Genomic DNA, 13059 nt, shown 5'->3' with positions numbered 1-13059 from the left:
CCTGGCCGGTCCCGCGTGCCCGCAGCGCGACGCCCCGACGAGCACTTTGCGCGCCTGGCGAATTACGCTTCGTATCCATGCGGGCCGTGTCGTCCACGCGAATCAGCCGCTCCCTGCCGTGGGCCGGAGCGGTGGTCGGCGTGCTGCTGACCACGCTCCTGCACGTCCTGTGCTGCTCACACGGCCCGACGGAAACCAACGCCCCGCGAGCCGACGCCCTGCTGTACGCGTCGCCCGTCACCTGCGGGCAGCCCCCCGCGGAAACCCACCGGGAGACCGCGGCGGGGCGGAGCGCGCCCGCTCCCGACCACGGTCCCCACTGCGGGGACTTGGACCAACCGACCATCCAACCACCGCGGGACGAAGGACTGGCAGGACCACCCGTCTCCGCGGTCGTGGCGCTCTGGTCCGCCGGCCCCCACGTGGGCATCCCGCCGCCGGCACCTCGCCGATCCCCCGCGCAGGCCACGGCGTTGTCCGACGGACCGACGCGGGCTCTCCTCGGCGTGTGGCGGAACTGATCGGTCCGCGCCGCCCCCGTACCAGGCGGGCCGCGCGGCGACCGCTCGCCTCCGCCCCTCTTCCTCGTCCTCGAACATCGGCCGGCCGCCTGTCGTGGCGCCGGCCGTAGGAGACGCACGCCATGAACCGTCCCACCTGCCCCACCCCGGCCATGCCTCCGGCCCAGTTCCCGACCGACGTCAAACACCCCCTGCACACCCCCGCCGGTCTCGTCGGCAACACGCCGGTCCTGTGGATCGGCGACCCCTTCACCGCCGCAGGCCGCGGTTTCTGGGCCAAGCTCGAAGGCCACAACCCCGGCGGCATCAAGGACCGCACCGCCCTGCACATGGTCCGTGCCGCCCTGGAGCGCGGTCGGCTCCGGCCCGGCGCCCGCATCATCGAATCGACCTCCGGCACCCTGGGCCTTGGTCTGGCACTGGCCGGCGCGGCCTACGGCCATCCGGTCACCGTGGTGACCGACCCCGGCATGGAACCGCTGATGACCGGGCTGCTCGCCGCGTACGGCGCCGCGGTCGACGTCGTCACCACCCCCCACCGGGAGGGCGGCTGGCAGGCGGCACGCCGACGGCGCGTCGAGGAACTCCTCGCCGCCCGTCCCGACGCGTGGTGCCCGGACCAGTACAACAACCCGGACAACGTCGTCGCCTACGCCCCGCTCGCCCGTGAACTCCTCGCGCAACTAGGGCGCATCGACACCCTCGTCGTCTCCGTCGGCACCGGTGGCCACTCCGCGGGCATCGGCTCGGTGCTGCGCGGCTGCTTCCCCCACCTGCGGATCGTCGGAGTCGACACCACCGGCTCGACGATCTTCGGTCAGCCCGCCGCCTCCCGCCTCATGCGCGGTCTGGGCTCCAGCATCCACCCCCGCAACGTCGCCTACCACCTCTTCGACGAGGTCCACTGGGTCGCCGCGCCCGAAGCCGTGTGGGCGGCCCGCCGCCTGGCCCGCGACCACTACGCCACCGGCGGCTGGAGCGTCGGAGCCGTCGCGCTGGTCGCCCGCTGGCTGGCCCGCACCCTGCCTCCGGAGGACCGGGTCGTCGCCGTCTTCCCCGACGGTCCGCAACGCTACGTCGGCACGGTCTTCGACGACGCCTACTGCCGCCGCCACGGCCTCTTGGGGCAGCTGCCCGCCGACGACCCGGACGAGATCGACGACCCCCGGGAGCGCACCGTCACCCGATGGACCCGCTGCACCCACATCACCGACCCCCTCGCCCGCCCCGCACGCCCCGACCTCGTGGGAGCCGCCCGATGAAGCACCTGTGGCAGCAGACCCGCTCCTTCCCGCCCGCCGCAAGGCTGTTGATGGCCAACCAGTTCGCCATCAACCTCGCCTTCTACATGCTGATGCCCTACCTCGCCTTCCACCTCTCCGACGGACTCGGCCTCGCCGCCTGGGCCGTCGGACTCGTCCTCGGCGTCCGCAACTTCTCCCAGCAGGGCATGTTCCTCATCGGGGGCACCCTCGCCGACCGCCTGGGGCACAAGATCCCCATCATGGCCGGGTGCCTCCTGCGCACCGTGGGCTTCGGCCTGCTCGGCTGGGTCGACAACCTGCCCGCCCTCATCGTCGCCTCCGCCGCGACGGGCTTCGCCGGCGCGCTGTTCAACCCGGCCGTCCGCGCCTACCTCGCCGCGGAGGCCGGTGAGCGGCGGGTGGACGCCTTCGCCACCTTCAACGTCTACTACCAGGCCGGCATGCTGCTCGGCCCGCTCGTCGGACTCGCCCTGCTGGCCGCCGACTTCCGGCTCGTGTGCACGGTCTCCGCCGCGCTCTTCGCCGCCCTCACCCTGCTGCAGTGGCGCGCACTGCCCGCACGTCCCCGCCACGGCACGGACAGCGGACACGAGAGCGTGCTGGCGCAGTGGCGCAGCGTCGTGGGCAACCGGCCCTTCGTGCTCTTCTCCGCGGCAATGATCGGCTCGTACGTCCTGACCTTCCAGGTCTACCTCGCCCTGCCGCTCGCCGTGACCGACGCCCTCGGCTCCCGGGGCACGGCGGTCACCAGCGGGCTGTTCGTCGTCTCGGCCGCGGTCGCCGTGGTGGGCCAACTACGGCTCACCGGCTGGGCCAAGGCCCGCTGGCAGCCCGGCGAGGCCCTGGTACGGGGCCTGGCGGCGATGGGGCTGGCGTTCGTCCCGCTCGCCCTCAGCCCGCGCGGCTCCTCGACGGCCGTGCTCGTCTCCCTGGTCGTGGCCGTGGTCCTCCTCGCGGCCGGATCCGCGATCGTCTACCCCTTCGAGATGGACACGGTCGTCGCCCTGTCCGGCAACCGCCTCGTCGCCACCCATTACGGCCTCTACAACACCGTCTCCGGACTGGGCATCACCCTGGGCAACCTCGGCACCGGCGCGCTCTGGGACTTCGCCGGGCGCCAGCACGCCACCTGGCTGACCTGGACAGCCCTGACGGCGACCGGCACGGCCTGCGCCGCGGCCGTCGCCGCCCTCGCCCGAACCGGACGCCTCGCCACACCGGAGCCACAGCCGGCCGCGGCCTAGGGTTCGCGGCCGCTGCGGGCCCGCGCCACGGTGCGGGCCCGCCTGCCCATCGGGGCCTTGCCCCACGGAGATCCGTCAGGAGCGTCCTAGACCTCCTTGCCGCGGGCGCGGCGGAAGCGGTCGAGGGCGGTGGAGAGGCTGACGATCGGGTCGGGATAGTCGAGGTCGGCTCGGTCCGCGGCGGGCAGTTTCCAGGGCTCGTGCACCAAACGGGGTGTCAGTCCGGCGAGTTCGGGGACCCAGCGGCGGACGTAGGTACCGTCCGGGTCGTACTTCTTGCTCTGGGTCACCGGGTTGAGGACCCGGTTCGGCCGGGTGTCGGTGCCGGTGCCGGCCATCCACTGCCAGTTGAGCTGGTTGTCGGCCACGTCTCCGTCGACCAGCCAGTACAGGAAGTGGGCCGCGCCGATCCGCCAGTCGACGTAGAGCGTCTTGGTCAGGAAGCTGGCGACGAGGAGCCGGGCCCGGTTGTGCATCCAGCCCTCGTGGCGCAGTTGCCGCATGGCCGCGTCGATCACCGGGTAGCCGGTGCGGCCTTCGCGCCAGGCGTCGATGTCGGCGCCCGCGGTGCGCTCCGTGCGCCAGTGGTCGTGCTTGGTGCGGTAGTCGGCGTGCGCGGTCTCCGGACGGGCGGCGAGGACCTGGTGGTGGAAGTCCCGCCAGGCGAGCTGCCGGACGAACGCCTCGGCGCCCGCACCACCGTGCCGGCGTGCCCGATGCACCAGTTCCACCGGGGACACCGTGCCGAAGTGCAGATGCGCGGAGAGGCGCGAGGTCGCGTCGGCGGCCAGGTCGTCGTGGGTGGTCTCATAGCCGTCGAGACCGCGCCGCCAGTACGCGGTGACCTGTTTGCGCGCCTGGCTCTCCCCGCCCGGCGGCAGGGCCGGGGACACCCCGACGTGGTCGCCGTGCGCCGGCACCTTCTCACCGCCCGCCCCATCGGGGACGACGACGCGCTCCGGGGCGCGGACGACCGGACGGAGCGGCGTCCGTGCCCAGTGCCGGTAGTACGGGGTGAAGACGGCGAAGTGGTCGGAGGAGGCAGGGGTCACCATGCCGGGCGGCACGGCGACGGTGACCGCGTCGTGCACGCACAGCCGCCGTCCCGCCGCCTCCAGGGCCGCGCGCAGCCGTTCCTCCCGGCGCGCGGCGAACCGGCTGTGCCCGGCCGCCATGTGCACCTCCTCGGCGTCCGTCCCGGTCACCACCCGGCACACCTCCTGCACCAGGTCGCCGGAGCGCACGACGAGGCGGCCGCCCCGCTCGCGCAGCCCGGCGTCCAGGTCGGCCAGGCAACCGTCGAGGAAGGCGCGGCGGTTGGGCGCGACGAAGCCGGTCGCCTCGACGGCGCGGTCCCGCACGAACAGCGGTACGACGGCATCAGCGGCGTCCAGGGCCGCGCGCAGCGGCGGATGGTCGGTCAGGCGCAGGTCGGCGGTGAACAGGACAACCGAGACATTCATGTGGGGCAGCTTCTCGCAGCCGGGCGTCGGGGACCGGTAGGGACGCTCAGTGCTCCGGTCCCGGCGGGGCCTGCGGATCGGGTCCGCCGGGACCGCCTGCGGTGGGCGCGCGCTCGGCGGCGCGGACGATGTTGCGGGCCATGCCGCCGAAGACGACGGCATGGAAGGGCCAGACGCTCCACCAGTACAGGTGGCCCAGCAGGCCGTGCGGATGGAACACCGCCCGCTGCCGGTAGCGCGCGCCCCCGGCGCCGGCCTCGTCCACGTGCATCTCCAGCCAGGCCAGGCCCGGCAGGCGCATCTCGGCGCGCAGCCGCAGCAGTCGGCCGCGTTCGATCTCCTCGACCCGCCAGAAGTCCAGCGAGTCGCCCACCCGAAGGCGCCGGGCGTCCCGTCGGCCCCGGCGCAGCCCGACCCCGCCGGCCAGCCGGTCCAGCCAACCGCGCACCGCCCAGGCCAGCGGGAAGGAGTACCAGCCGTGCTCGCCGCCGATGCCCTCGACGACCTCCCACAGGGTGTCGGCCCCGACCCGGGCGTCGCGTTCACGCAGGTCGGTGTAGAGGCTGCCGCCGGCCCAGTCGGGGTCGGTGGGCAGTGGGTCGCTGGGGGCACCGGGCACGGACGCCGACGACCAGCGGGTGGTGACCTGGGCGTCGCGGATGCGCTGCAGGGCGAGCGCGAGGGCGCGGTCGAAGCCGAGGGGGTGGCCGGGCGGGCCGGCCACATACCGTTCGAGGTCGTTCTCCCGGCACACCACCTCGTGCCGAAGGGATTCCGTCAGGGGGCGGGCGATCCGGGCCGGCACCGGCGTCACCAGGCCCACCCAGTGGCTGGACAGGCCGGGGGTGAGGACCGGCACCGGCAGGATCAGTCTCCGGGGCAGGCCGGCCACGGCCGCATAGCGGCGCATCATGTCGAGGTAGGTCAGCACCTCCGGGCCCCCGATGTCGAAGGTGCGGTTCACCTCGCGCGGCAGGGTCGCGCAGCCGGTCAGCAGCCGCAGGACGTCGCGTACGGCGATCGGCTGGATCCGGGTGTGCACCCAGCGCGGCGTGACCATCACCGGCAGCCGCTCGGTGAGGTAGCGCAGCATCTCGAAGCTGGCCGAGCCCGAGCCGATGATCACGGCGGCGCGCAGCACGGCCGTCGGCACTCCCGAGGCGAGCAGGATGCGGCCGACCTCCGCACGGGAGCGCAGGTGCGGCGACAGCTCCGCTTCGGGTACCGCCCGGGGAGTCAGTCCTCCCAGGTAGACGAGCCGGCCCACCCCTGCCCTGCGGGCCTGCTCGCCGAAGACCCGGGCCGCCGTGCGATCGGTCTCCTCGAAGCCCCGCCCGGTGCCGAGGGCGTGTACGAGGTAGTAGGCGACGTGCACGTCGCGCATGGCGCGCGCGACCGCGTCGGGATCGGTGACGTCGCCCTGGAAGATCTCCACGCGGTCGGCCCAGGGGTGGTCGCGCAGTTTGCCCGGTGTACGGGCCAGGCAGCGCACCCGGTGGCCCGCGTCGAGCAGTTCGGGGACCAGTCGGCCGCCGATGTAGCCGGTCGCGCCCGTCACCAGGCACGTCACGCCGCCGCCCGGGTGCCCGGTCGGTGTGGTGTCGTCGTCGGTCATGGTCGATCCCGCCGCCCGTCCTGTTCTCAGTCTGCCGCCGTGGTGGCGCACCTGTCATCCGTATCCCGCGCCGGTCGTCCGTCTCCACCGTGCGAGCGGGCCGCACGGATGCGCCCGGGTGCGGAGGCCAGGCGGGTGACGATCGGGCGCGCGGGCCCGGGGTGTGCCGCGGCACGGCGGTGAGCCGTCGGTGAGCGTGCGGTGAGCCCGCTCCGCCATCGTGAGGGCACCGCCGGTCCGGAACCGAGGACCGGCCACCGAGAAGGGGAGTTCGGCGATGACTTCGTTGACGGGGAAGACGGCACTGGTGACGGGCGGCTCGCGAGGGATCGGCCGGGCGGTGGCGCTGCGGCTGGCCGGCGAGGGCGCGCTGGTCGCGGTCCACTACGGCGACAACGCGGAGGCGGCCGAGACGACCGTGGCGCGCATCGAGGAGGCCGGTGGCCGGGCGTTCGCGGTTCGGGCGCGGTTCGGTGAAGGCGGCGCCGTGGAGCGGCTGTTCGAGGGGCTGACCGCCGGGCTCGCCGGCCGGGGGCTGGACGTCCTGGTCAACAACGCCGGCATCTCGTCGGCGCATGCGATCCGGGACGTGACGCCACGGGAGTGGGAGCGGCTGCTGGCGGTCAACGTCACGGCCCCGTTCTTCGTCATCCAGCGGGCCCTGCCGCTGCTGAACGACGGTGGCCGCATCATCAACATGGGGTCGACGGCCAGCCGTTTCGCGGTCTCGACGCAGATCGGGTACACGGTCACCAAGGCGGCGCTGGAGTCGTTGGCGCCGTCGCTGGCCAATGAACTCGGTCGGCGGGGCATCACGGTGAACACGGTCGCGCCCGGGGCGGTGCGGACCGATCTGACCGCCGGCTACACCGCGATCCCCGAGGTGGTGGCGGAACTTGAGGCGGTCACCGCGTTGGGGCGGCTCGGTGAGCCCGAGGACGTGGCCGACGTCGTCGGATTCCTGGCGGGGCCGCAGGGGCGGTGGATCACCGGCCGGACCATCGACGTGTCGGGCGGTACGTATCTCGGCCCCATCATGTGAGGCGGCGGGTGGCGTGGGAGCGTGCGGGTCCCCACTCCCCCGCGGTCCCTCTCCGCGACCGCTCAGGCACGGCCGGAGCGCGGGTCGATGAATAATCACCGGCATGCGCTTCGGAATCCTCGGCGGTACGCAGGCGTGGCGGGACGGCGGGGCGGAGGTGCCGCTGGGCGGTCCCGCGCGCCGGGCGCTGCTCGCCCTGTTGCTCGTCCGGCCCGGTGAGGTCGTCCCGGCCGAGCGGTTGGCCGACGGTGTCGGAGCCGCCGGGGGCGGTGCGGCGGAGGGGGCGCCGTCCGCCCATGCGCTCCAGTCCCAGGTGTCCCGGCTGCGCTCGGCCCTGGGCGGGGCGGCGGTGATCGAGCGCAGTGGGGCGGGCTATCGGCTGGTCGTCGCCGCGCAGCACGTCGATGCCGGGCGGTTCGAGGAGTTGGCCCGGGAGGGCCGGTCGGCGTTGCGGGAGGGCGATGCCGGGCGGGCGCGGGCGCTGCTGCGCGAGGGGTTGGCCCTGTGGCGGGGGCCGGCGCTCGCGGACGTCGCCGACAGCGCGCCGGGGCGGGCCGCGGCGGCGCGGCTGGAGGAGTTGCGGCTGACGGCGCTGGAGGACCGCTTCGAGGCCGAGCTGGTGATCGGTGAACACCGCGCCGCCGTACCCGAGTTGCGGGCGTTGCTGGACCGTCATCCGCTGCGGGAACGGCTCGCCGCGCTGCTGATGCGGGCGCTGTTCGCCGACGACGGGCAGGCCGCGGCGCTGGTGGTGTTCGAGCAGGTCAGGCGCCGCCTCGCGGAGGAGCTGGGCACCGGGCCGTCGGCGGAGCTGGCCGGGCTGCACCGGGAGCTGCTCAATACCGACGCCGCGCCGACGCCCACCGCGCCGCCCGCCCCGCTGACGGCCCTCGTCGGCCGCGCCGGGGAGGTGGCCGAGATAGGTGAACTCCTGGGCGGGGCACGGCTGGTGACGCTGACCGGGCCGGGCGGAGTCGGCAAGACCCGGCTGTCCGTCGAGGTCGCCGCGGCGGCGACCGGAGAGGTGTGCTTCGTGGAGCTGGGCGCGCTGCGCGACGCGGCCCTGCTCCCGCAGACCCTGCTCGTCGCCCTCGGCCTGCGCGAACGGGGCCTACACCTGACCCGCGACGACCAGGGCCCGCTGGACCGTCTGCGGACGGCGTTGTCGGGGCGGAGCCTGCTGCTCGTGCTGGACAACTGCGAGCACCTGGTCGAGGAGGTCGCCCTGGTCGCGGCACGCCTGCTGACGGCCTGTCCGCGCCTGCGGGTGCTGGCGACGAGCCGGGAGCCGCTCGGCGTCATCGGCGAACACCTGCACCCCGTGCGGCCGCTCGACGACCCCGCGGCCGAGGCGCTGTTCACCGACCGGGCCCGCGCCGTACGGCGCGCCTTCGTGCCCGACCCGGTCGCCGTACGACGTGTCTGTGCGGCCCTCGACAACCTGCCGTTGGCGATCGAGCTGGTGGCGGCCCGGCTGCGCACCCTGAGCCTGGAGGAGCTCGCGGCCCGCCTGCCCGACCGGTTGGCGGTCGCCGCGCGCGGCACCCGGGCGGCCGACGGGCGGCACCGGACGCTGCGTTCCACGGTCGCCTGGAGTTGGGACCTGCTCTCGGTGCCGGAGCAGCGGGCGGCGCGGCGCTTCTCGGTGTTCGCGGCGGGGGCGGGCGTGGAGACCGCGCTGCGGGTGTGCGACACCGACGAGGAGACACTGGAGTCGCTGGCCGACAAGTCGCTGCTGGACCGGTCCGGCGGGCGCTATCGCATGCTGGCCACGATCCGTGCCTTCGCCGCCGAGCAGCTGGACGCCGCGGGCGAGACGGCGGCGGTGCGGCGCGCCCACGCGCGGACGGTGCTGGAGCTGGTGCGCGCCGCCGAGCCATGGCTGCACCGCAGGGAACAGCTGTCCTGGTTGGCGGTCCTGGCGGCGGAACAGCCCGAGGTGCTGGCGGCCGTGCAGTGGGCCGTGGCCGCGTCCGAGACCGCGACGGCCCTGGAACTGCTCGCCTCGGTCGCGTCGTACCTGTGGATCCGCGGCCTGTCCGGCACGTTGGCACCGCAGGCCGCGGCCCTGCTGGACGCCGTGGGGGACGCTCCCCCGCCCGGGCTCGACGAGGAGTACGCCGTGTGCGTGCTGTTGGCCGCCTCGGGATCACCCGGGAGCCGCGCGGCCTGGCACGGGCACCGGGCCTCGGCCGAGCGGGCACTCGTCTCGGTGTGGTCGGCCGGGCGCGCGGGCCGCTGCCCGACCGCCCTCCTGTTGTGGATGATGCACAACGCCGGCGACGGCGACGCACCGGGCGCGTACGCCCTGGTGTCCGCCCAGCGCCACCGCCCCGACCCCTGGGTCAGTGCGGCCGCGCAGTACGTGACCGCGTTCGGCCCGCTCGGCGACGGGGACCTCGCCGAGGCCGAACGGGGCTTGCGCACGGCCGTCGGGCGGTTCCGCGCACTGGGCGAACGCTGGGGCACCGCGCTGGCCCTCGATGCGCTCGCCGGCCTGGTCGGCGTGCGCGGCGACCAGGCCGCCGCGATCGCGCTGACCGACGAAGCGCTCGCCCTCGCCGAGCAGTTGGGCGCCTGGGAGGACCATGCCGACTTCCTGGTCAACCGGGGGGACCACCGGGTGACCACCGACCCGGTGGCGGCCCGCGCCGACTACGCGCAGGCCGCCGACCGCGCGCACCGCGCCGGCAGCGCCACCGCCCTCGCCGCCGCCCACCGCGGCCTGGCCGACCTGGCACTGCTGGACGGTGACCGCACCGCGGCGCGGCGCCTGTACGAACAGGCCCTGGAGGACCAGGACCCGCACTGGGTGAAGGGCCTGGCCAACCGCATCCGGACGCTGGCCGGCCTGGCCCGGGTCGCCGAGGCCGGCGGCGACCGCGCCGGGGCCCGGGCCCGCTATCGGCAGGCGGCCGAGGCGGCGAGCGCGTCCGCGGCGGCTCCGCGGACGTCGTTGCCCGACGCGCTGCGCCTCATGGGCCTACCGGCGTCCGTCGCCCAGGAGGTGGCCCGCCACCTGCCATAATCCGCACTATGACTGCTTCGACCCGAATACTGGCGGAGTTCGCTCGGACGGCCAGGATCGGGCCGATCGGTTGCGGTGCCGCGCTGCCCGAGTTGGTGGCGGCGCTGGGGCAGCCGTTCGTCGGCGACCCCGTGTACGACACGTCCCACTGGCCGCGCTGGTTCGGCTACGGCAACCTGCAGTTGGTCGTCTGTCGGTGCCGGCTGGTGGTCCAGGTCATCGTCACGGTGTGGCACGAGGAGATCGAAGTCCCCGACGCCCGGACGCACGCGATGGTCAGCCATCCGTCGGAGGTGACGTACTCGCGGTTCACCGCCGCGCTGGACGCCGTGGGGTGCGACTGGCGACGCGAGCAGGACCTGCCCTGGCAGTGCACCGTGGAGACCGAGGTGGACGGGATCCGGACCGGGTTCGTCTTCGTCACCACCGAGGGCTACGACGAGCCTCCGCTCGCTGACCCGGTGCTGAACAAGGCCGTCTCCTCCGCGTTCCACGACTGCCCGCCCATGACGCCGGACCAGGAGGGCGACGACTTCGGCGTGGCCTGAGCGCGCCTCAGGCGGGCCGCATGGAATCGAGCAGGGCGGTGCACCGGCCGAGCAGGCCGACCAGCGTCTCCCTCTCCTCGTCGGTGAACTCGTCGGCCAGGGCCCGCTCCACCCGCACAGGGCGGCCGCCGGGGCCGCAGCGCCCCGCACCAGCAGCCGGATGACACCCTGCCACCCGAGTTGCAAAACTCCCTTGCAAAGCCGCTTTGCAACTCCTAGCCTGCTCCCATGGCAGAGCAACCGCCCGCGCAGGAGATCACCGACGTCGAGGCGCTCCGCGTCCTGGCGCATCCGATCCGCCAGAAGATCGAGCAGTGCCTGCGCAAGGGGCCGGGCAACTCGGCCGGGCTCGCTAGGCAACTCGGCGAGAGCACCGGCCTGGTCAGCTACCACCTCAGGCAGATGGCCAGGCACGGCTTCGTCGAGGAGGTTCCCGAGCTGGCCAAGGGGCGGGAGCGGTGGTGGCGCGCGGTGCCGGGCGACCGGCGGTATCCGCCGTACAGCCGGCAGACACCCGAGATGCGCGAGGCCCTCACGGAGATGCATCGGCTCAACCTCGCCGAACTCATCGAACAGGCACAGCAGTTCGCACAGACACGCGACGCGCTCGGGCCGTGGGCCGACGCGGCGCTGTTCTCCCGGGCCACGCTGCGGCTCGACCGCGACCAACTCCGCGCGTTCTTCGAGGAGTACATCGCCCTCGTCCACCGCTACTCCCCGCCCGAGGGCGAGGCCGCACCCGACGCGCGCGCCGTGCTCGTCCGCCTGCTCGGCTTTCCCGAGATCAACTGAACACTTCGCAACGCGTCTTCAGGGAAGGAGCCGCACCGCCGTGCAGCTCACCGTCAAGTCGCTCATACGCACCTGCCTGGCCCTGGCCTGGGTGGCGCTCGCCGTGCTGCTCGCCGCACCGCGGGCCCACGCGGACACCAAGGACGGCGACCCGGTCCGCCAGGACGTCTCCTTCCGAGGCGGTGGCGGCCTCGTCCTCCACGGCACCGTACTGACCCGCCCGGACCCGCCAGGCACCCGTCCAGGCACCCGCTCCACCACCAGCCCGGGCATCGTGCTCATCGGCGGCTCGGGTCCGGGCCCGCGGGACGAGTACCGGCAGGAGGCCGAGGTCTTCGCCCGCGCCGGCATCACCACGCTCGTCTTCGACAAGCGGACGGTCGGATACTCCACCACCCACCGCGACTTCGACCTGCTGGCGGACGACGCGCTGGCCGGAGTACGCCTGCTGCGCGAACGCAGGGACGTCGATCCGCACCTGGTCGGGCTCTGGGGATTCAGCGAGGGCGGCTGGGTGGCGCCGCTGGCCGCCGCCCGCTCCTCCGACGTCGCCTTCCTGATCACGCTCGGTGGGTCCGGCTACTCGCCGCTGCGCACCGAGACATGGAATCTCGGCATGCATCTGCAACACCGGGGCGTCGGCGGTTCCTTCCGCGGCGTGGTCGCCGGCCCGGCGGCCCAACTCATGGACTCCACCGGCCTGTTTCCCGCGGCCGACCACGACCCCCGGCCGGTGCTGAACCGTCTGCACCACACCCCGGTACTGGCGCTGTGGGGCGTCTACGACAACCAGATACCGCCCGGGGAAAGCGCACGGATCTTCCGGGAGTCCCTCGACCGGGCAGGCAACAGGCACGTCGTCATCGGCTTCGTGCCCGGCGCCGCGCACAACGGACACCGGACGACGGACGGCTTCGACCGCATCGGCGGCCCCCTGTTCCACGGCAAGCCACTGGGAGAGCTGCCGCCCGGCTACGCCCGGACCATGACCTCCTGGATCCGGGCCGTCGCGGCCGGCCACCCGCCCGAGTCCCGCACCGCCCCCGCACCGCCCCAGGCCATGTCCAGCACTCCCGTCCCGGGCCGCACCTGGTGGGCATGGCTCCTCCCCGCCCTGCTGTGCGTCGGCTTCGCCGCCTACCCCCTGAGCGCCGTCCTGCGCCGGGGCCCGGCCGTACGCCCCGGGCGCTGGCTGTCCGGACTGGGCCTGCTCACCGTCGTGGGCGCGACGCTGTGCCCGCTCGCGGTGTACGTGGCGGGCGACGGGGCCGCGGCACCCGTCCTGTGGGGGCGCCCGCTGGCCTGGCTGGCCGTGCGGACGCTCGCCATCGCCGTGCTCGTGTCGGCGGGTGTCACGGTCGCCGCCGTCCTGCGCAGGCACCGCACCCGGGGCAGGGCGGCCCTGCTCCGACTCGCGCCGGCCGCCCTCGCCACCATCGGCTTCGTGCCGTGGGCCGTGTGGTGGGGGGTGTTGCGGCCCTAGGGTCCGTCCGATGGGTCATGGCCGGGTCCGCGGTGTCCGGCGCGGACCCGGCCTCGTC

The 13059-nt window shown here is 74.3% G+C and carries 10 protein-coding genes; 8 read left to right on the top strand and 2 right to left on the bottom strand.

The genetic code is table 11. The features are described 5' to 3' along the window. Positions 1–86 precede the first annotated feature (86 nt). The 3 genes from SNOUR_RS35615 (at position 87) to SNOUR_RS35605 (ending at position 3030) form a co-directional block, all read left to right on the top strand. Positions 87–521 carry a hypothetical protein gene (locus SNOUR_RS35615; RefSeq protein ID WP_159425979.1) on the top strand — a complete coding sequence of 145 codons (435 nt, stop codon included), beginning with the start codon at positions 87–89 and terminating at the stop codon, positions 519–521. A gap of 122 nt (positions 522–643) precedes the next feature. Beyond that, positions 644–1783: a PLP-dependent cysteine synthase family protein gene (locus SNOUR_RS35610; protein ID WP_067355398.1), complete on the top strand. Its 1140-nt coding sequence runs from the start codon at positions 644–646 to the stop codon at positions 1781–1783. Then, entirely contained in the window at positions 1780–3030 is a 1251-nt protein-coding gene (locus SNOUR_RS35605; RefSeq protein WP_067355395.1) for an MFS transporter, read from the top strand. The genes SNOUR_RS35610 and SNOUR_RS35605 overlap by 4 nt, the downstream gene beginning before the upstream one ends. Positions 3031–3116: 86 nt before the next feature. On the opposite strand, the gene SNOUR_RS35600 is transcribed toward SNOUR_RS35605, so the two are convergent. Together SNOUR_RS35600 and SNOUR_RS35595 are read right to left on the bottom strand one after the other, a co-directional pair. Continuing rightward, positions 3117–4493, bottom strand: coding sequence for a cryptochrome/photolyase family protein (locus tag SNOUR_RS35600; protein ID WP_067355392.1), 1377 nt, complete (start codon positions 4491–4493; stop codon positions 3117–3119). A 46-nt stretch (positions 4494–4539) separates the two neighbouring features. Next, positions 4540–6108: an SDR family oxidoreductase gene (locus SNOUR_RS35595; protein WP_067355391.1), complete on the bottom strand. Its 1569-nt coding sequence runs from the start codon at positions 6106–6108 to the stop codon at positions 4540–4542. Between the two features lie 277 nt (positions 6109–6385). On the opposite strand from SNOUR_RS35595, the gene SNOUR_RS35590 reads away from it, so the two are divergent. The 5 genes from SNOUR_RS35590 to SNOUR_RS35570 all read left to right on the top strand — a co-directional run bounded on the left by SNOUR_RS35590 (position 6386) and on the right by SNOUR_RS35570 (position 13001). After that, entirely contained in the window at positions 6386–7150 is a 765-nt protein-coding gene (locus tag SNOUR_RS35590) for an SDR family NAD(P)-dependent oxidoreductase (protein WP_067355389.1), read from the top strand. A 103-nt stretch (positions 7151–7253) separates the two neighbouring features. After that, complete coding sequence (locus SNOUR_RS35585; RefSeq protein WP_067355387.1) at positions 7254–10178, top strand: ATP-binding protein; 2925 nt, start codon at positions 7254–7256, stop codon at positions 10176–10178. An 8-nt stretch (positions 10179–10186) separates the two neighbouring features. Further along, positions 10187–10726, top strand: coding sequence for a hypothetical protein (locus SNOUR_RS35580; protein ID WP_067355384.1), 540 nt, complete (start codon positions 10187–10189; stop codon positions 10724–10726). A gap of 228 nt (positions 10727–10954) precedes the next feature. Beyond that, a complete protein-coding gene (locus tag SNOUR_RS35575) occupies positions 10955–11518 on the top strand; it encodes a winged helix-turn-helix domain-containing protein (protein WP_067355381.1) in 564 nt (187 codons plus the stop codon). Between the two features lie 40 nt (positions 11519–11558). Then, complete coding sequence (locus SNOUR_RS35570) at positions 11559–13001, top strand: alpha/beta hydrolase family protein (protein WP_079143078.1); 1443 nt, start codon at positions 11559–11561, stop codon at positions 12999–13001. Positions 13002–13059 lie beyond the last annotated feature (58 nt).

The organism is Streptomyces noursei ATCC 11455 (genome assembly GCF_001704275.1).
GTDB classification, from domain to species: Bacteria; Actinomycetota; Actinomycetes; order Streptomycetales; family Streptomycetaceae; genus Streptomyces; species Streptomyces noursei.
The sequence above is the reverse complement of the archived record's forward strand: the minus strand, read 5'-3'. Positions and strand labels throughout refer to the sequence as shown.

Coding starts and splice junctions, on each gene's coding strand:
- SNOUR_RS35590 (WP_067355389.1), top strand. CDS start 6,386: ATGACTTCGTTGACGGGGAAGACGGCACTGGTGACGGGCGGCTCGCGA.
- SNOUR_RS35600 (WP_067355392.1), bottom strand. CDS start 4,493: ATGAATGTCTCGGTTGTCCTGTTCACCGCCGACCTGCGCCTGACCGAC.
- SNOUR_RS35595 (WP_067355391.1), bottom strand. CDS start 6,108: ATGACCGACGACGACACCACACCGACCGGGCACCCGGGCGGCGGCGTG.
- SNOUR_RS35575 (WP_067355381.1), top strand. CDS start 10,955: ATGGCAGAGCAACCGCCCGCGCAGGAGATCACCGACGTCGAGGCGCTC.
- SNOUR_RS35610 (WP_067355398.1), top strand. CDS start 644: ATGAACCGTCCCACCTGCCCCACCCCGGCCATGCCTCCGGCCCAGTTC.
- SNOUR_RS35605 (WP_067355395.1), top strand. CDS start 1,780: ATGAAGCACCTGTGGCAGCAGACCCGCTCCTTCCCGCCCGCCGCAAGG.
- SNOUR_RS35580 (WP_067355384.1), top strand. CDS start 10,187: ATGACTGCTTCGACCCGAATACTGGCGGAGTTCGCTCGGACGGCCAGG.
- SNOUR_RS35585 (WP_067355387.1), top strand. CDS start 7,254: ATGCGCTTCGGAATCCTCGGCGGTACGCAGGCGTGGCGGGACGGCGGG.